Below are 17,514 nucleotides of genomic sequence, written 5' to 3'. Positions count from 1 at the left end.
CGACCATGAGCAAGCCGCTGAAGCAGATCCACCTCGCCGCCCACTTCCCCGGCGTCAACAACACCACCGTGTGGAGCGACCCGGCCGCCGGCAGCCACATCGAGTTCAGTTCCTTCGCGCACTTCGCACGCACCGCCGAACGCGCCAAGTTCGACTTCCTGTTCCTCGCCGAGGGCCTCAGGCTGCGCGAACAGGGCGGGCAGATCTACGACCTGGACGTGGTGGGCCGCCCCGACACCTTCACCGTGCTCGCCGCGCTCGCCGCCGTCACCGACCGGCTCGGCCTGACCGGCACCATCAACTCCACCTTCAACGAGCCCTACGAGGTGGCCCGCCAGTTCGCCAGCCTCGACCACCTCTCCGGCGGACGCTCCGCCTGGAACGTCGTCACTTCCTGGGACGCCTTCACCGGCGAGAACTTCCGCCGCGGCGGCTTCCTCCCGCAGGAGGAGCGCTACTTGCGCGCCAAGGAGTTCCTGACCACCGCGAACGAGCTGTTCGACTCCTGGCGCGGCGACGAGATCCTCGCCGACCAGACCACCGGCACCTTCCTGAGCGACGCGAAGGCCGGTGCCTTCGTGCACCGGGGCGAGCAGTTCGACATCCACGGCCGCTTCAACGTCCCCCGCTCTCCGCAGGGCCGCCCGGTGATCTTCCAGGCGGGCGACTCGGAGGAGGGCCGGGAGTTCGCCGCCTCCACCGCCGACGCCATCTTCAGCCGGCACGCCACCCTGGAGCAGGGGCAGGCCTTCTACACCGACGTCAAAGGCCGCCTCGCCAAGTACGGCCGAGGCCACGACCAGTTGCTCATCCTGCCCGCCGCGACCTTCGTCCTCGGCGACACCGACGCCGAGGCCGAGGACCTGGCCCGGGAGGTGCGCCGGCAGCAGGTCAGCGGGGCCACCGCCATCAAGCACCTGGAGTTCGTCTGGAACCGGGACCTGTCGGCGTACGACCCCGACGGCCCGCTGCCCGACGTCGACCCGCTGGTCGCCGAGGAGCACATCTCCCGCGGCCGCGCCCAGGTACGGATGTACCGCGACCCGATCGCCATCGCCCGCGAGTGGCGGGAGCTCGCCGAGGCCAACGACTGGTCCATCCGGGACCTGGTCATCAACACCGGAAACCGGCAGACCTTCGTCGGCGCCCCGTCCACCGTCGCCAAGACCATCAACGAGTTCGTGCAGGCGGACGCGTCCGACGGCTTCATCCTCGTCCCCCACATCACCCCCGGCGGCCTCGACCCGTTCGCCGACAAGGTCGTCCCGCTCCTCCAGGAACAGGGCGTCTTCCGCGCCGACTACGAGGGCACCACCCTGCGCGACCACCTGGGCCTCGCCCACCCGGACACGCAAACGGGTGTGCGGGTGGCGTCGTGAAGTTCATCGCCCTCACCCTGATCGTGCACCGCCCGGACCCGGTGACCGGCGTCCAGAAGCCGACCCGCGACCGGTTCCGTGAGGTGCTCGACAACGCGCTGCTCGCCGAGGAGCTGGGCTTCGACGGTTTCGGCGTGGGGGAGCGGCACGAGCGGCCGTTCATCTCCTCCTCGCCGCCCGTCGTGCTCAGCCACATCGCCGCGCTGACCAAGCGGATACGGCTGTTCACCGGCGTCACCACCCTCAGTCTGCTGGACCCGGTGCGCGCCTACGAGGACTACGCGACCCTCGACCACCTCTCGGGCGGCCGCCTCGACCTGATCATCGGCAAGGGCAACGGAGCCGCCCAGCGGGAGCTGTTCCACGTCACGCCCGAGGACCAGTGGGACCGCAACGCCGAGAGCTACGAGGTGTTCCGGCGGATCTGGCGGCAGGACAAGGTCACCGCGGCGACCCGGTTCCGGCCGGAGCTGAAGGACGCGGAGGTGTGGCCGCGGCCGTACCAGCAGCCGGTCCGGGTCTGGCACGGCAGCGCCACCAGCAAGGAGTCGGTGGACCTGGCCGCCCGCTACGGCGACCCGCTGTTCTCGGCGAACGTCACCAACCCCATCGAGCCGTACGCCGAACTGATCCGCCACTACCGCGAACGCTGGGAGCACTACGGCCACGACCCGGCCGGCATCGCGATCGGCGCCGGTACGGCGGGCATCCACGTCGCTCCCACCACCCAGGAGGCGCTCGCGGCGTACCGGCCGGTCTTCGAGGCCAACCTGTCCTTCTTCAGACGGGCCGGCCTCCCCGTGGTCTTCGAGACCCTGGAGGACTTCGTCGAGCGCAGCTCGGCCCTGATCGGCAGCCCGCAGCAGGTCGTCGACAAGGTGCACCGCTACCACGAGCGGTTCGGGCACACCGTGGTCCATGTGCACGCGGACGCGGGCGGCCTCACCGACACCCAGCACCGCGACTCGCTGGAACTCTTCCAGTCGGCGGTGGCCCCGGTGCTGCGCAGGGACATCCCCGACCCGCCCTTCGACTGGGCCCCGGCCCTCGCGGCACCGTCGACCAGCGAGGAGCCGGCCCATGTCTGACATCCCGCTCGGCGTCCTCGACCTGGTCCCGGTCCCCTCCGGATCGACGGCCGGCGACGCCCTGCGCAACTCCGTCGACCTGGCCCGGCAGGCCGAGCGCTTCGGCTATGCCCGCTACTGGTTCGCCGAGCACCACCTGAACCCGGGCGTCGCGGGTACGTCCCCGGCGGTACTGCTCGCGCTGACGGCCGACGCCACCTCCACCATCCGGCTCGGCTCGGGCGCCGTCCAGCTCGGGCACCGCACCGCGCTGAGCACGGTCGAGGAGTTCGGCCTGCTCGACGCGCTGCACCCCGGCCGCTTCGACCTGGGCCTCGGCCGCTCCGGCGGCGGGCCGCCCCGCGAGAAGGCCGCCGCGCCTGCCACGGCCACCCCGGTCGTCGACGGCCGGGCCCCGAACGGCCTGCTGATCCCGCCCCGGTTCTCCTTCGCACACCTCCTCGGCTCACCCCGCATCGCCCTCCAGCGCAGGCTGCTCCTGCTGCCGGGTGCCGAATCCCAGGGCTACGCCGAGCAGATCGACGACATCCTCGCCCTGCTGGCCGGCACCTACCGCTCTGCCGAGGGCGTCGAGGCGCACGTGGTGCCGGGCGAGGGGGCCGACGTCGAGGTGTGGGTGCTGGGCAGCAGCGGCGGGCAGAGCGCCGAGGCCGCGGGCGCCCGTGGCCTGCGGTTCGCGGCGAACTACCACGTCAGCCCGGCCACCGTCCTGGAGGCGGTGGACGGCTACCGGTCCTTCTTCCAGCCCTCGGACGTCCTCGACAAGCCGTACGTCAGCGTCTCCGCGGACGTCGTGGTCGCCGAGGACGACGCGACGGCCCGGGAACTCGCCACCGGCTACGGCCTGTGGGTGCGCAGCATCCGCACCGCGGAGGGCGCCATCGCGTTCCCGACCCCGGACGAGGCCCGGGCCCACGTCTGGACCGACGAGGACCGGACCCTCGTCCAGGACCGCGTCGACACCCAGTTCACCGGCTCGCCCGGCCGGGTCGCCGACCAGCTGGAACAGCTCCAGGAAGCCACCGGCGCCGACGAGTTGCTCATCACGACGATCACTCACGACCACGCCGACCGGGTCCGTTCCTACGAACTGCTCGCCGCGGAGTGGCGGCGCCGGGGTCATTCCCGCTGGCCGGGCTGACGCACGGTGCTCAGGCCGCGAGCCGCTCCAGCAGCCCGCGGCCGGACGGCCCGGTGAACCACTCGGCGTGGCCCACGTAGTACTCGTACGCCAGACGGGTGTTCTCCGGGGAGTGGGTCACGCCGTGGAAGTAGTCCAGCTCGGACAGTGCGAACTCCGCGTGCACCAGCGGCAGCAGGGTGGGGAGGGCCGCTGACTCGGCGGGAGCGAGGGGCCGTACGGACTGGTACCCGTCGAGGAGGGCGACGGCGTCCTCCTCGCGCACCGGGAAGCCCGGCCGCAGCCACTGCACCGCGTTGCGTTCGATCGCCGTCGCCAGGTCGTGCACGGCGGTCGTGCGGTCGCTCATGCCGAAGTCCAGGACCGTGGAGACCTCGCCGTCCTCGCCCCACAGCAGGTTGGAGGCGTGCCAGTCGTTGTGGGTCCACAGGGGTTCGAGCTGCGGCAGACGGGGGGCCAGGCGCTCGTGCAGCGGCAGCAGGACGCGGTGCGTGTCCGCCCGCCACGGGAAGCCGGCCAGCCCCTCGGCCAGCGCCGGCCGCTCGGTCACGTACCGTTCCAGGCGCGGCAGCGGGTCGTCCGGTCCGGCGAACACCGTGAACGAGGCGACCAGCGGCTGCACCCGGCGGGGCGGGGCGTCGAAACCCTCCGCCGCCAGGTGCAGCCGGGCCAGCGCCCGGCCCGCCGCCCGGGCGTGCGCCAGGGAGCGGAACGGCGACCAGGACAACGCTTCCCGGTACAGGTCCGTGCCGACGCCCGCCGAGTGGACCTCGTACGTCCACTCGCCGCGCGCCACCGTGTCCAGCACCTCGACCACCGGTGCGCCCCGGTCCCGCAGGTGCCGCAGGAAGGCGTGTTCCTCCGCGAGGCCCTCGGGCGACCGTACCGAGACGTGGTGCCGCTTCACGAACAGACGCCGCCCGCCCCGCTCGACGACCGCCGCCGCGGACAGGGGGCGGGGGCTGCGCCAGAGGACCCGGGCGGGGCCGACGACCGCGGTGACCTCGCCGTCGGTGAGCGGCGGCCAGTCCGGCTCGACCGGGTCCGTGCCCAGTCCGTGCGCGAGATGCGCGCTCATGGAGCCACCGCCGCCGTCGTGGTCGTCCCGCGCAGAGCGCTCAGCACCCGGCGTTCCGTGGCCGCGAACTTGGGTGCGGTGAAGTCCCGTTCGCCGTGCGGGAGGGGCACTTCGACGCGGTCGACGACCGTGGCCGGGCGCGGTGACAGCACGTGCACGGTGTCCGCGAGCAGGACCGCCTCGCGGATGTCGTGGGTGACCAGGACGACGGTCCAGCGGTGGCGCCGCCACATGTCCGCCAGCCACAGCTGCATCTCGGTCCTCGTCAGCGAGTCCAGCGCGCCGAACGGCTCGTCCAGCAGCAGCACCGGCCGCTGCAGCACCACCGTGCGCAGCAGCGCGGCCCGCTGGCGCATGCCGCCGCTGAGCTGGGCGGGGTAGGACTTCTGGAACCCGTCGAGCCCGAAGTCCGCGAAGAGGGCGGCCGCGCGGGCACGTGCCTCCTTCTTGCGCAGGCCCTGCGCCTGGAGCCCCAGCGCCGTGTTGTCCAGCACCGTCCGCCACGGGAACAGCAGGTCCTTCTGCGGCATGTAGGCGACCTTGCCCGAGGCCACGCCCGTCGGCTCGCCCTCCACCAGCACCCGTCCCGAGGTGGGGCGGTCGAGCCCGGACACCAGGTTGAACAGGGTGCTCTTGCCACTGCCGCTCGGCCCGATGACGGCCGCGAACTCACCCTCCTCCACAGAGAGTTCGAGGTCCCGCAGGACGTCGAGCGAACCGAACGACTTCGCGACCTGCTCGATGCGCAGACTGCTCACCGCTGTTCCTCCTGCGTCAGCGCCCGCTCCCAGGGCAGCACCAGCCGCTGGAGCAGATACGTGGCCCCGAACAGCGCGACGCTCAGCGCCGCCGTCACCGCCACCGCCGCGAACACCAGGTCCGTACGGAACGCGCTCTTCTGCGCCTGCATGTAGATCCCGAGGCCCGACTCGGCGCCCGCGTACTCGGCGAAGACGGCGCCCACCACCGCGTACGTGATGCTCACCCGCAGCCCGGCGAAGAAGTACGGCATCGCGCTCGGCACCCGGACCAGCCGGAACGCCCGCCACCGGCCCGCGCCCAGGGAGCGCAGCAGCCGCATCGCCTCACGGTCGGCCGAGGCGAACCCGGCGGCCAGGTTGGCGGCCAGCGGGAAGAACGTCGTCAACGTCACCACCAGCATCTTCGGCAGCAGCCCGAAGCCGAACCAGATGATCAGCAGCGGCGCCACGGCCACGATCGGAATGGTCTGCGAGGCGACCAGCAGCGGGTACAGACCCCGCCGGGCGGCGGCGGAGAAGTCCAGCAGGACCGCGACCAGCCAGGCCGCCGCGAAGGACAGCGCGAAGCCCAGCAGGGTCTCCTGGAGGGTGGGCAGCGTCTGGTCCCACAGGTCCTGGCGGTTGGCCCAGCCCTGCGACACCACCCGCGCCGGGCTCGGCAGGGTCGCCGGGTCGACGCCGGTCGCCGTGACGTACAGCTGCCAGCCGCCGACCACCACCGCGAGGACCAGCACGGGCGGCCACAACGACCGCAGTGCGCCCCTCACTTGGCGTCCGGGAGGTAGGCGTTGGTGAAGAAGGCCGAGGTGTCGGGCGCCTTCGTCAGCTTCTTGCCGTCGCCGTCGACCAGCAGCCCGGCGCCGTACTCGAAGTCGGCGAAGGCCTTCCAGCGGGCGGCGCTCTGCGTTCCGATGCTGCCGTCGGCACCCTTGTAGTACTCCTTGGCCAGCAGCCGCTCGCTCTCCTTCACCAGCCGGGTGTCGGTGAGCACGCTCCGGTTGGCGCCGACGAGGAGACCGGCGGCCTGGTCGGGGTGGTCCGCCGCATACCGGTAGCCCTTGTCGACGGCGGCCAGGAACCTCTTGGCGACGGCCGGGTTCCGCTTCAGGAACCGGTCGGAGGACGCGATCAGCGTGGAGTAGATCGCCGGGAAGCCGTAGTCGGAGAGCTGGAAGTCCTTCAGCGGCTTGCCGGTGAGCTTCGCCTGGAGGCCCTCCCAGGTCGGCATCGGCATCGCGAAATCGGCCTTGCCCGCGTAGAGCGCCGCGTACGCCGAGGTGTTGAGGGTGACCTGCCTGAAGTCGCCCTTGCCGCCGGCGTTCCGGATCACCTTCTGAAGCAGCGGCTTCTCGTACGGGGCGCCGAAACCGGCGTACGTCTTGCCGTCCAGGTCCTTGGGGGACTTGATGCCGAGCGGTCGGCGCGCACGGAGACGGTGACGTTCGTCTTCTGGGTGACGGCGTACACGGAGGTGATGTCCTGCCCCGCGGCCCGCGCGGTGGTGACGCCCTCCTGGTAGGAGACCCCGAAGTCCGCCTTGTGGTTGGCGATCAGCGTCTCGGGCGCGGTCGAGCCGTACGGCACGACCTTCAGGTCGATCCCGGCGTCCTTGAACCAGCCCTTCTGCTGGGCGACGTAGATACCGGTGTGGTTGGTGTTCGGGGTCCAGTCGAGCGCGAGCGTGACGGTCGTGGTGCCGTCCTTCGCGGCGGCCGGGGGATCGGCCAAGCAGCCGGTGGTGACGGCCAGCAGGGAGACGGTCGCGGCCAGGGCGGCCGGAGCGGTGCGGCGGGGCATTGTCGGGTCCTTCGTACGGGGGTGAGAGGGCGCTGCGGGGCGGTCAGGCCCGACACAGCGCGCTGTCCACCCGTTTCAGGTCGACGGCCCGGCGCCGGGTCAGCGCCCGCGCCTGGCAGGGCAGGGCTCTCACGCGGGCATGTCCAGCAGCGTGTTGGTGAAGGACTTCGCCCAGTCCCGGTCGTGCGCGATGGCGCCGTTCTCGGCGAGCCAGTGCGCGTACGGGCCCATCCGGTTCTCGTCGATCACGCCCCAACGGCCTTCGGTGTCCGTCCAGGTGGGCGCGACGAGGGCGAGGGAACGGGCGATGAGCGGGCGCGGGAAGTACGGGATGACACCTTCCAGCAGCTGAAGGGTGTCGTCCTGCTCCTGGGCGGCGGCCGTGTAACCGCGAGCGGTGACGGCCAGGAACTCCCGTACCACTGAGGGGCGTCGCGCCGGCAGTTCCTCGCTCGTGCCGAGCAGGTAGCTGTGGTAGCGGGGTGCGCCGACCTCGTCCACCGGCCAGGTCAGCCGGTGCTCCTCGGGCAGGTCGCCGCGCAACGCGTCCCAGGACCAGTAGGTGCCGAAGGTGGCGTCGGCCTCGCCGGTCTCGATGTCGTCCACCGTCAGTTCGCGGGTGCCGGCGTCCACGGTGATCACCGCGTCCGGGTCGCCTCCGTCGGCCGCCACCAGGTGGCGGACCATGGCCCGGCCGCGCGGGGTCGGGTTGTAGGCGAGGCGGCGGCCGGCGAGGTCACGGGGGCGGGTGATGCCGGTCGACGCCGTGGTCTGGATCGCCTCCAGGGCGCGGTGGTTGACCGCGGCCACCGCGATCAGCGGCTGGCCGAGCGCGGCCCGCCGGGCGAGCAGACGGTTGGGCGGGAAGATCCCGAAGTCCACCTCGCCCCGGGCCAGGTACTCCAGAGTGTCCCCGCGCCCCGGGTCCTGCACCACCAGTTCGACGTCCAGGCCGGCCTCCTCGTACCAGCGGCGGGCACGGGCGACGTACAGACCGGCTGAATTGGGCCAGGGGTGGAAATAATCGAGCATGACCCGTATGTGCGGCATGGGGTACTCCGGAAGGTGCACAGGCGTGGCGGAGCCTGGATGAGGTGAAGAGCGGGGAGGTGAGTTCTCAGTAAGCGCGACAACAACAGGAGGGCGCCGCCGGCACGGTGACGGCCACCGGTGGCTTCGACTCGACTGCTGCTGCGGACACGTGATCTCCTACGCGGGGCGCCGACGACGGCGCGAGTGGTGCGGTCGGCGTCCCCATGGGGACCGCCCTCGACGAGCGGATCCCAGACGCCCTCTCAGCCCGGTCGGGGAGGGGCTCCCGCGTAGATGGCCGAAACCATAACCGCAGTCGACAGCCCCCGCGCAACCATGATCCGGAATATGAGACGCTCATGACCGCGAAGCAAGACGCCCAGCTCACGGGCGTACCATCGGCCGCCATGACCTCCCTGCTGCCCGGCCCCCTGGTCGACGACGCCTGGCTCGCGGAGCACCTCGACGACCCGCGGCTGGTCGTCCTGGACGCCACCGCGCTGCTGCCCTCGCCCCGCCACGACGGCGACCACCGCTCGGCGAGCGGCCGCCCCGGCTGGGCCGAACGCCACCTCCCCGGCTCCCGGCACGCCGACCTCACCTCGGACTTCTCGGACCCCGGCGCGCCCTGCCACTTCGCCGTCCCCACCCCCGAGGCGCTGTCCGCCGCGCTGGCCCGGCTGGGCGTGGGGGAGGGCAGCGAGGTCGTCGCCTACGACACCGGCGGCGGCATCTGGGCCGCCCGGCTGTGGTGGATGCTGCGCGCGATCTCCGTTCCCGCCGCCGTGCTGGACGGCGGCCTTGCGGCGTGGCAGGCGGCCGGCCGCCCGCTCGCCTCCGGCGACACCCACCCCGAGCCGGCCGTCACCCCGGCGGTCCCCGTCCTGCGGCCCCGGCTCTGGTCCGGCATCGAGGCGGTGGCCGCCATCAGCCGGGGCGAGCACCCCGGCGTCCTGGTCTGCGCGCTGCCGCCCGGCGGGTACGACGGCTCCGCCCCCACCCGCTACAGCCGCCGCGGCCACATCCCCGGCAGCCGCAGTCTCCCCGGCCGGGGCCTCCTGGACGACACCGGACGCCTGCTGCCCCGTGCGGAACTGGCCGCCAGGGTCGGCGCGGTCCTCGGCACCGCCGACTCGCCCGTCGTCCTCTACTGCGGCGGCGGCATCTCGGCGGCGGGCACCGCACTCGCGCTCACCGTGCTGGGGCGCAGGGACGTCTCCGTCTACGACGGCTCACTGGAGGAGTGGTCGGGGGACCCGGCGCGACCGCTGGAGACGGGCGGCTGAAGGCCGTGCCCCCGCTCTCGTCCCGGGGACCGGCGTGGCCGCGGACGTCTCCCTCCCCCGAAGGTGACGTCCGCGGCCGCTCCCCCGGCGCCGGACTGTGGTCCACACACCCGCGTCGCGGCCTGCGCTGTCACCAGCACATGACGGCCGTCTCGCCCGAACCCCAGGTGGAGTACAGGCGGACGCGGACGAAATAGCGGCGGCCCCTGACGAGCCGGACCCGGATCCTGGCGTTGTGCGGTGTGCCCCCGTCGTCCCGGCCGGCGAGGTAACGCGGCTCCCCGTCGCGTTCCTCGAAGACCACGAGGACACTGTCGGCGTCCCCGAAGGTGCCCACGGTGTACGCGCGGGTCTCCGGCGGCTCGACGGTGAAGTCGGCCTGCCCGCCCGGGCCGAGGCCGAGCGGCGCCGAGCGGAACGGCACCAGAGCGGGCGGCCGGGACGGCTGGGTCGGCGGGTACCAGCGGAGCACGAACTCCTTGTCCGCCGGGGACAGGGAACCGGGCGGGTGCAGGCCCGCGCGGTACTGCTCCGGCTCCAGGACCAGCCCCGGCCCGAACGGGAACTCCATGACCGACTGCGGGTCCCACACGGAGCCGTTGGCCTCGGCCGGGTCCAGCCTGCGCAGGACGCTGGCGTACGTCGTGTCCCGGCTCCAGAAGTTCGGCGGGCCCGCCAGGTCGGCGTACACGGCCTCGTCGTCCCAGTGGATCCCGGCGACCGGGCTCTGGTGCTCGTGCAGCATGCCGAGCGCGTGCCCGATCTCGTGCAGCGCCGTCCCGCGCTCCCCGGGCGCGGTCAGGTCCCAGCCGAAGTTCATGGTGCGTATCCCCCGGCCGACCGTCAGCGCGTCCCGCCCGACCGTCGACCAGGAGCCGTCACCGGCCTGGAAGCCGATGCGCAGTTCCGCCTCCCGGCGGTCGCCGACCTCGGCGAAGCTCACGCCGATGCCGAGGTCCTGCCACTGCCGGAAGCCCTCGCGCACCGCGTCCCGCTGCTCCTTCGACCCGACCCACGACACCTGGCGGGTCTCCCCGGTCCCCGGGACGGGGATCACCGACGCGTCGGTGTCGGCGTCGAAGAAGTGGTAGTGCAGGACCGTGCCGTTGACCCACATCCGCCGCCCGCCGGTCAGCGCGCCCAGCCGCTCGGCGGTCAGCCCCGGTGCGAACGAGGGGGCCGACTGCTGCGGGAGCGAGCAGTAGCGAGCGGTCATGGGTCCAGCCTGCCGCCGCCTCCCCGCCGGACGCCTGAGTCGAGGCCTACTCAAGTCCCCCTGTATCAGCGTTGAGTATCCCGGCTCTCACTGATGTGACGACCTACGAACCGGACGCGCGGACACTCGAACCGCCCTGGCCGTTCACCGGCCGGGAGGACGAACTGGACCTGGTCCGCCGGTCCCTGACCGGCGCACGGCACGGCATCGTCGTGACCGGACCCTCCGGCCGCGGCAAGACGCGACTGGTCACCGAGGCCGTCCGGGGCACCGACTGCGCCCGGGCGACCGGGACGCCCGAGACACGCCGGCTCGACTTCGCCGCGTTCGCGCACCTGCTGCCCGGGGAGGTCTCGCTGCACCACGCGATGCGGTCGCTGTCCGCCGTACGCCCGCTCGTGGTCGACGACGCGCACCTCCTCGACGACGCCTCCGCCGCCCTGGTCCACCAGCTCGCCGTGCACGGCCGCACCCGCCTCGTGGTGATCGCGGCGGACGACGGCGCACCGCTGCCCGCCGCCGTGTCCCGGCTGTGGACCGGCGAGCTGCTGCCCCGCCTCGCCCTGGAGCCGCTGCCGCGGGAGGAGACCGCGCGGCTGCTCACCGCGGGCGCGGGCCGCACCCTGGAACCGCTCACCGTGGGCCGGCTGCACCGGCTGTGCGGGGGCGATCTGAGGCTGTTGCGCGAACTGGTGGGGGCCGTGCGCGAGGGCGGCCTGCTCACCCCCGTGGAGGGCGGCGACGCATGGGCCTGGCGCGGCCCGGTGCCGGTGACGGCCGCCGTACGCGAACGTGTCGCTCCCGCCCTGGACCGTCCGGGCCCCGGCGAGCGCGAGATCCTCCAGCGCCTCGCCTTCGCCGAGCCGCTGCCCCTGCGCCTGGACCCTCTCGCTCCGGACGACCGAGGCCTGGACGCCCTCGAACGACTCGAGGCCGACGGCCTCGTCCAGGCCGACGACCAGGACGGCGTCCGCCTCGCCCACCCGCTGCACGGCCCGGTGCTGCGGGCCACCGCCGGGAAGCTGCGGGCCCGGCGGACGGCCCGCGCCACGGATCGCCTCGGCCCCGCCCTGGCGGCCGAACGGGACACCCTGGCCCGGCGGATCGCGGCCGCGGACGTCCGGGCCGTGCCGACGCCGGTGGGGGAGTGGCTGGTGGCGGAGGGCGCCCGGGTACCGGCGGGGTACGCAGCCGTACGCGCCCGGTTCGCGCGGCTGCGCGGCGAGGTGCGGGAGGCGGCGGCCTGGGCCCGCGAAGGGCTGCGGGACGCACCGGACGACCCTGCGTGCCGTGCCGAACTGGCCCTCGCGCAAGGCGAGTCCGCCGACGCTGTCGGGCCCCTTCCGGCGGGGAGCGTGTTCGCCCGGCACGCCGACGCCCTCGCCCGCCGCGACGGCCCGGCCCTCGACCGGGCGGCCGAGGCGCTGCGGCAGCGCGGTTTCCTGCTGTTCGCGGCCGAGGCGTACGCGCAGGCCGCCCACGCGCACCGCGACCCGGGCGCCGCCCGCACCTCCCGAACCCGCGCGCTCGCCCTCGCCCGCCGCTGCCAGGGCGCCCGCACCCCGGCCCTGTCCGGTCTGGTACTGGGCGAACTCACCGCCCGGCAACGGCAGATCGTCGCCCTCGCGGCAGCCGGGCTGAGCAACCGCCAGATCGCGGACCGGCTCACGCTGTCGGTGCGTACCGTCGGCAACCACCTGTACGGCGCCTACACGCGGCTCGGCGCGAGTGACCGGGCGCGGCTGCCGGGGCTGGCGGAACCGCCGGTCGGGCAGCCGGTGTGATGCGGCGTCAGGCCGCCCCGAACGCGGCGAACGCCCACCCGGTGGCCTGGTGCACGGCGTCCCCGGGCGGGTGCGGCCCGGGCGTCGCGGAGCGGCTGACGCTGTCGGTTGCCGGGCTGGCGGAACCGCCGGTCGGGCAGCCGGTGTGATGCGGCGTCAGGCCGCCCCGAACGCGGCGAACGCCCACCCGGTGGCCTGGTGCACGGCGTCCCCGGGCAGCGCGGCGCGGGCGTCGCGGAGTGCCTCGGCGAGCGACAGGCCCGCGTCCAGGCCCTTGTGCAGCGCGAGCATCAGCGGCACCACGGCCGCGTCGCTGACCGGCGCGCTGCTGGCCACCACCCCGGCGGTGCCCAGCGGCAGCAGCGCGGTGACCAGGCCCAGCAGTTCGTCGGCGCCGACCGAGGCGAGCCGGGCGGTGTCGCAGCTGGAGAGGATGATCCGGTACGGGCTGCGGTCCAGGCGTTCGAAGTCGTGCACGATGAGCGGGCCGTCGGCCATCCGCAGCGACGAGAACAGGGGGCTGTCCGCGCGGAACGTGCCGTGCGCCGCCAGATGGGCGAGCGCGGCGCCGTCGAGCTCGGCCAGCACCCGGGGGACCTGCGCGTCGGCGCCCTCCAGGACCGTCGCCGTGCCGTAGCGGCCCGCGAGCTCCGGCACTTCGGCGCCGCCCGTCGCCAGCCCCGGGCCGCGCACCAGCACCTGCCGGCCGCCCGGCGGCGGCTCGGTGTCCCGGGCCCGCAGCCAGCTGCCCGCCGACGGCGACACACTCAGCACCCGCTCCCTGAGCGACGGCAGCAGCGCCCACGGCACCCGGTGCAGCGCGCCCGGCGGCACCACCACGACCGGCCCGGACCCCAGGTGCCGTACCGCCCCGGCGAGCAGCAGCTCCTGGAGCCGGTGGCCCGCGGCCTCCACCACCGGCAGCCTGGCCTCCGCCCCCGGGTGGGCGAGCCGCCGCAACCCGGCCTGGACGTGTTCCGCCTCGGCCACCGCCTCCGCCAGCGCCCCGCCTTCGAACCGCCGCACCCGCCCCTGCCCGCACAGCAGCACGTGCACCCGCCCGTCCAGCACGGCCAGTTCGACGAGCCGCGTGTCACCGAGCCGGTCCAGCAGCCGCCCCGGGTCGAAGGAGGAGGTGTCCCCGTATCCGGGGGCGGTGCCGCGCATGTGCAGGGTGCGGGAGCGGATCTCCCGTTCCAGGCGCCGCTGTTCGCGCTCCAGGGCGGGCACCGGGCGGCCGTCCACGCGGGCGGCCTCCGCGCGGGCGGCGATCTCCCGGAACGCGGTCAGACCGCTGAGCAGCGCGGGGTCGGCGGGCGGCCGGGTGGGCGGCGCGGACAGTATCGTGGCCCGCCACCGCTCGCTCCACTCCAGCAGCCGCCGCGGCCCGCCCCGGGCGAGGGCCGCCTGCTGGGCCAGCGCCGCGAGTTCCGCGCCCTGCGCGGTGGCCCGGGCCCGCAGTTCCGAGGCGCCCAGCGTCATCCGGTGGTCGTCGAGCACGTCCAGACCGCGCCGGCACGCCTGAAGCACGCCCCGACCCGAACCGGCCGCCCGCGCCCTGAGCGCCTGCGCCGCCCAGCCCGTCACCCGGGCCGGCGGCGGCCCGGCCCGTCTGCTGCGGGCGGCCACCGCCAGATGCCGTTCCGCGTCCGCCGTCCAGCCCAGGGCGAGCGCGATCCGGCCCGCCAGCAGCGAGGCCTCCGGCGCGGCCGGTGAGCCGAACGAGGCCAGCCGTTCCGCCACCCGGGCCGCGTCCGCGACCATCCGCCCCGACCGGCGTCCCGCCGCCCCCCGCGCCTCGATCAGCACCAGCCGGGCATGCGTCTCCCACCAGGAGCGCCGCTGCCCGGCGAACAGCCGTACGGCGGCGTCGGCCCGCGCTATCGCCGTGTGCGGGTCCCCGGCCGAGCGGGCCGCCCGGGCGGCGGCCAGCAGCAGTTCGGCCTTGCGGGTGGACTGCCCGCCGATCTCGTCGATCGCCGCGATCGCCGCGTCCGCCTCGGCGAGGGCCTCCGGGGCGAGCCCGGCCGCCATCAGCACCTCGCAGCGCCGCACGCACAGCATGAACGTGGGCGTGCCGAGCTTCGCGTACCGCTCCTCGGCCTCGTCGAGCAGCCTGAGCGCCGCCGGGATGTCACCGGAGCGGAACGCGGCCAGGCCCCGGCTCTCCACCGCGTCGGCCTTGTCGTGCTCCTGGCCGGTCGTCTCCCACAGCCGCTCGGCCGCCGTGAAGTCGGCGTCCGCGCGGTCCACCGCGCCCAGCGCCAGGTGCACGGTCGCCCGCAGGGTCAGCGCCCGCGCCGTCCAGATCACGTCGTCGGCCTGCCGCAGCACCGGTATCGCCCGGCGTACGTCCCCCAGCGCCTCCCGGTGCCGGCCCAGCACCCACCAGACGTAGGCCCGCCGGAACAGCACCCGCGCCCGGGTGTGCCCGCTGCCCCGCGCGACCCCGCGCTCGAACGAGGTGAGCCCCTGCCGCGTGCGCCCCGCGTGCACCAACGCGACCCCGAGCGTGGCCAGGACGTCCGCCTCCCGGTCGGCCGAGTCGGCCCGGGCCGCGAGGTCGCGGGCGCGCCGCAGATGACCGAGGGCGACCCGGATGTCGCCGAAGTCCCGGTGCCAGATGCCGATGACCTGGTGGGCGACCGAGGCGTGCGACGGCGGCGGATCGGCGTCCAGCACCCGCTGTGCCCCGGCGAGGGCCTCGTTGGGGGCGGCGAACACCATCGGCAGCAACTGGAGGACCGACGCGTCTGTCGCTGTCACTCCTCGGATGGTAGTGGTCCCGTCACGGCTCGTCATGGTCCGGGCCTGTATCAATCGGCGGCCCGCGGGCTCAGACTGTCGAAACCGGCCTCAGGGGGAGGACACGCCATGGCGCCTCAGCGCTTCCACGAACAGTTCGAACAGGTCCAGCGGTCGATGCCGGACGTCCCGCTGGCGATGGGACCGGACGACTCCGCCGAGTTCTTCTACGAGAAGGGCGTCGTCCTCGCCCGCGACGGCGAGGAGGCCCGGCTGGTCGAGGACACGGTCCGCGGCCACTTCGCCGAGGCCACCGGCCTGGTCGCCGACCACGTGCGCCGGGAGGGCCCGGAGACCAACAGGACCGGCGTCACCCGTATCCGGGTCGGCGACCCCGGCCACGGCGACCGCAGCGGCGACCGCTCCGTGGCCCACGCGCTGCGGGCGATGCGCGAGCACGAGGGCCGGCAGGGCCGCCGGCTGGTCAGCCGCAACCATGTGGTGTCGATCGCGTCGGTCAACGCCTGCCCCGGCGACGAGCCCGTGCCCGTTCCCCTCACCGGGCCGTGCAACCCGGCGGCGGACGGGACCCCGTACGACCCGGACACCGCCGTCGCCGTCCTCGTCATCGACAACGGCCTGATGCACGACTACCGGTCCTACCCGCTGCTCGCCCGCACCGAGGGGGACGCGCAGCTGAAGGAGACCGGCGACGACGGCGTCCTCGAACAGTACGTCGGCCACGGCACGTTCATCGCCGGACTGCTCGCCGCCGTCGCGCCGAACACCGACCTCACCGTACGCAACACGCTCGACGACGCGGGCGCCCTCCTGGAGTCCGAATTCGGCGCCAGGCTCTTCGAGGCCGTCGACCGGGGCGGCTGGCCCGACATCATCAGCCTCTCCGCGGGCACCCCCAACGGCCGCACCGACGGCCTGCTCGGCGTGGACGCCTTCATGCGCGAGCTGCGCGAGCAGCGCACCCTGCTGGTCGCGGCGGCCGGCAACAACGCCAGCGCCACACCCTTCTGGCCCGCCGCCTACGCCTCGCTGCCCGGCTACGAGGACGCCGTGCTGTCGGTCGGCGCGCTGCGCGGCGACGGCGAGTTCGGCGCCTGCTTCACCAACCACGGCCCCTGGGTACGGGCGTACGCGCCCGGCGAGCGGCTCACCAGCGCCCTCACCGGCTTCGACCGGCCCGTGCCGTACGCCTACCAGCACTCCACCTACGACTCCTGCCGGTTCGGCTTCGCCTACGCCTGCACCTGCCAGTACCCGCGCCACACCGGGGCGCTGAGCGAGGCGCGGCAGGGCACCTCGGGCAAGGCGGACCAGGTCATGTTCGAAGGGTTCGCGCAGTGGAGCGGAACCTCGTTCGCCACCCCGGTCGCCGCCGGTCTCGTCGCCGCCCACATGACCGCGCACAAGGAGTCCGACCCGCGCGCCGCACGCAGGCAGTTGCTCGACTCCAACACCGAGTACGCCGAAGTACGCGGGGCGCACGTACCGGCGCTGAGGCCGCCCACCTGGCGCCCGGTCCCCGTCGTGCGACTGGTTCCCGGCGCATGAGGACCGGATGCGTCCCCTCCGCGGCGTACGATGACGTGCCGTACACGAGGGGTGGGGCCGTGGACCGAGCAGAGGTCGGGGCGCTGGTCCGGTCGGCCGTCGAAGGTGACGCGGCGGCCTGGAAGGCGCTCGTGGAAGGGCTGAGTCCGCTGGTGTGGTCCGTCGTGCGCGCGCACCGGCTCTCCGACGCCGACGGCTCGGAGGTCTACCAGACCGTGTGGTTCCGCTTCGCCCAGCACCTCGGCCGCATCCGCGAGCCCGAGAAGGCGGGGTCCTGGCTGGCGAGCACCGCGCGGCACGAGTGCCTGAAGGTGATCAAGGGCCTGACCCGGCTGATGCCGACGGACGATCCGCAGGTCCTGGACCGGGTCAGCGAGGACCGTACGCCCGAGCAGTCGCTGCTCGACTCGGAGGAGGCGGCCGCCGAGGCCGAGCGGATCCGGCGGCTGTGGCAGGAGTTCGAGGAACTGGGCGACCGCTGCCGCCAGTTGCTGCGGGTCCTGATGGCCTCGCCGCCGCCCAGCTATCTGGAGGTGTCCGCCGCCCTCGGCATCGCGGTGGGCAGCATCGGACCGCTGCGCCAGCGATGTCTGCGCAGGCTGCGGGCGCGGCTCGACGCACGAGGGGCGGTGTGAGCG

The 17,514-nt window shown here is 74.0% G+C and carries 15 protein-coding genes; 7 read left to right on the top strand and 8 right to left on the bottom strand.

The window, feature by feature from the left end; translation table 11 throughout:
• Positions 1 to 5: 5 nt before the first annotated feature.
• From ACFY01_RS02940 to ACFY01_RS02930, 3 genes are read left to right on the top strand one after another with little or no spacing between them, the layout of a single operon-like run.
• Positions 6 to 1,379, top strand: coding sequence for an NtaA/DmoA family FMN-dependent monooxygenase (locus ACFY01_RS02940; RefSeq protein ID WP_390733839.1), 1,374 nt, complete (start codon positions 6 to 8; stop codon positions 1,377 to 1,379).
• Complete coding sequence (locus tag ACFY01_RS02935; RefSeq protein WP_390733838.1) at positions 1,376 to 2,467, top strand: LLM class flavin-dependent oxidoreductase; 1,092 nt, start codon at positions 1,376 to 1,378, stop codon at positions 2,465 to 2,467. Before ACFY01_RS02940 ends, ACFY01_RS02935 begins: the two co-directional genes overlap by 4 nt.
• On the top strand, positions 2,460 to 3,608 hold the full coding sequence (locus ACFY01_RS02930) for an LLM class flavin-dependent oxidoreductase (protein ID WP_390733837.1): 1,149 nt from the start codon (positions 2,460 to 2,462) through the stop codon (positions 3,606 to 3,608). Before ACFY01_RS02935 ends, ACFY01_RS02930 begins: the two co-directional genes overlap by 8 nt.
• A gap of 10 nt (positions 3,609 to 3,618) precedes the next feature.
• Here ACFY01_RS02930 and ACFY01_RS02925 read toward each other — a convergent pair whose 3' ends face one another.
• From ACFY01_RS02925 to ACFY01_RS02900, 6 genes are all read right to left on the bottom strand, one after another.
• Positions 3,619 to 4,686, bottom strand: a complete 1,068-nt coding sequence (locus tag ACFY01_RS02925) for a phosphotransferase enzyme family protein (RefSeq protein ID WP_390733836.1) — start codon at positions 4,684 to 4,686, stop codon at positions 3,619 to 3,621.
• Entirely contained in the window at positions 4,683 to 5,444 is a 762-nt protein-coding gene (locus ACFY01_RS02920; protein WP_390733835.1) for an ABC transporter ATP-binding protein, read from the bottom strand. Before ACFY01_RS02920 ends, ACFY01_RS02925 begins: the two co-directional genes overlap by 4 nt.
• On the bottom strand, positions 5,441 to 6,214 hold the full coding sequence (locus ACFY01_RS02915) for an ABC transporter permease (RefSeq protein ID WP_390733834.1): 774 nt from the start codon (positions 6,212 to 6,214) through the stop codon (positions 5,441 to 5,443). Before ACFY01_RS02915 ends, ACFY01_RS02920 begins: the two co-directional genes overlap by 4 nt.
• Complete coding sequence (locus ACFY01_RS02910; RefSeq protein ID WP_390734034.1) at positions 6,211 to 6,837, bottom strand: ABC transporter substrate-binding protein; 627 nt, start codon at positions 6,835 to 6,837, stop codon at positions 6,211 to 6,213. The genes ACFY01_RS02915 and ACFY01_RS02910 overlap by 4 nt, the downstream gene beginning before the upstream one ends.
• The gene (locus ACFY01_RS02905) at positions 6,774 to 7,244 is read right to left on the bottom strand and encodes an ABC transporter substrate-binding protein (protein ID WP_390733833.1); all 471 of its coding nucleotides are present in this window, start codon (positions 7,242 to 7,244) and stop codon (positions 6,774 to 6,776) included. Before ACFY01_RS02905 ends, ACFY01_RS02910 begins: the two co-directional genes overlap by 64 nt.
• 129 nt (positions 7,245 to 7,373) lie before the next feature.
• Complete coding sequence (locus tag ACFY01_RS02900) at positions 7,374 to 8,294, bottom strand: ABC transporter substrate-binding protein (RefSeq protein WP_390733832.1); 921 nt, start codon at positions 8,292 to 8,294, stop codon at positions 7,374 to 7,376.
• A gap of 341 nt (positions 8,295 to 8,635) precedes the next feature.
• Between ACFY01_RS02900 and ACFY01_RS02895 the strand changes: the two genes are divergently transcribed.
• Positions 8,636 to 9,562: a sulfurtransferase gene (locus ACFY01_RS02895; RefSeq protein WP_390733831.1), complete on the top strand. Its 927-nt coding sequence runs from the start codon at positions 8,636 to 8,638 to the stop codon at positions 9,560 to 9,562.
• A 130-nt stretch (positions 9,563 to 9,692) separates the two neighbouring features.
• Here the strand turns inward: ACFY01_RS02895 and ACFY01_RS02890 are convergent, their stop codons facing one another.
• Positions 9,693 to 10,778, bottom strand: a complete 1,086-nt coding sequence (locus ACFY01_RS02890) for a M12 family metallopeptidase (protein ID WP_390733830.1) — start codon at positions 10,776 to 10,778, stop codon at positions 9,693 to 9,695.
• A 95-nt stretch (positions 10,779 to 10,873) separates the two neighbouring features.
• On the opposite strand from ACFY01_RS02890, the gene ACFY01_RS02885 reads away from it, so the two are divergent.
• Positions 10,874 to 12,562, top strand: a complete 1,689-nt coding sequence (locus tag ACFY01_RS02885) for a LuxR C-terminal-related transcriptional regulator (RefSeq protein ID WP_390733829.1) — start codon at positions 10,874 to 10,876, stop codon at positions 12,560 to 12,562.
• A gap of 156 nt (positions 12,563 to 12,718) precedes the next feature.
• On the opposite strand, the gene ACFY01_RS02880 is transcribed toward ACFY01_RS02885, so the two are convergent.
• Entirely contained in the window at positions 12,719 to 15,289 is a 2,571-nt protein-coding gene (locus ACFY01_RS02880) for a CHAT domain-containing protein (RefSeq protein ID WP_390734033.1), read from the bottom strand.
• Between the two features lie 147 nt (positions 15,290 to 15,436).
• On the opposite strand from ACFY01_RS02880, the gene ACFY01_RS02875 reads away from it, so the two are divergent.
• Both ACFY01_RS02875 and ACFY01_RS02870 read left to right on the top strand, forming a co-directional pair.
• A complete protein-coding gene (locus ACFY01_RS02875; RefSeq protein ID WP_390733828.1) occupies positions 15,437 to 16,876 on the top strand; it encodes a S8/S53 family peptidase in 1,440 nt (479 codons plus the stop codon).
• Positions 16,873 to 17,511: an RNA polymerase sigma factor gene (locus ACFY01_RS02870; protein ID WP_390733827.1), complete on the top strand. Its 639-nt coding sequence runs from the start codon at positions 16,873 to 16,875 to the stop codon at positions 17,509 to 17,511. The genes ACFY01_RS02875 and ACFY01_RS02870 overlap by 4 nt, the downstream gene beginning before the upstream one ends.
• Positions 17,512 to 17,514 lie beyond the last annotated feature (3 nt).

It is taken from the genome of Streptomyces sp. NPDC001480, assembly GCF_042894725.1.
Taxonomy (GTDB): Bacteria; Actinomycetota; Actinomycetes; order Streptomycetales; family Streptomycetaceae; genus Streptomyces.
This window is presented reverse-complemented; position numbering and strand designations above follow the sequence as displayed.

Coding starts and splice junctions, on each gene's coding strand:
- ACFY01_RS02940 (WP_390733839.1), top strand. CDS start 6: ATGAGCAAGCCGCTGAAGCAGATCCACCTCGCCGCCCACTTCCCCGGC.
- ACFY01_RS02930 (WP_390733837.1), top strand. CDS start 2,460: ATGTCTGACATCCCGCTCGGCGTCCTCGACCTGGTCCCGGTCCCCTCC.
- ACFY01_RS02925 (WP_390733836.1), bottom strand. CDS start 4,686: ATGAGCGCGCATCTCGCGCACGGACTGGGCACGGACCCGGTCGAGCCG.
- ACFY01_RS02905 (WP_390733833.1), bottom strand. CDS start 7,244: ATGCCCCGCCGCACCGCTCCGGCCGCCCTGGCCGCGACCGTCTCCCTG.
- ACFY01_RS02900 (WP_390733832.1), bottom strand. CDS start 8,294: ATGCCGCACATACGGGTCATGCTCGATTATTTCCACCCCTGGCCCAAT.
- ACFY01_RS02895 (WP_390733831.1), top strand. CDS start 8,636: ATGACCGCGAAGCAAGACGCCCAGCTCACGGGCGTACCATCGGCCGCC.
- ACFY01_RS02890 (WP_390733830.1), bottom strand. CDS start 10,778: ATGACCGCTCGCTACTGCTCGCTCCCGCAGCAGTCGGCCCCCTCGTTC.
- ACFY01_RS02880 (WP_390734033.1), bottom strand. CDS start 15,289: ATGGTGTTCGCCGCCCCCAACGAGGCCCTCGCCGGGGCACAGCGGGTG.
- ACFY01_RS02875 (WP_390733828.1), top strand. CDS start 15,437: ATGGCGCCTCAGCGCTTCCACGAACAGTTCGAACAGGTCCAGCGGTCG.
- ACFY01_RS02870 (WP_390733827.1), top strand. CDS start 16,873: ATGAGGACCGGATGCGTCCCCTCCGCGGCGTACGATGACGTGCCGTAC.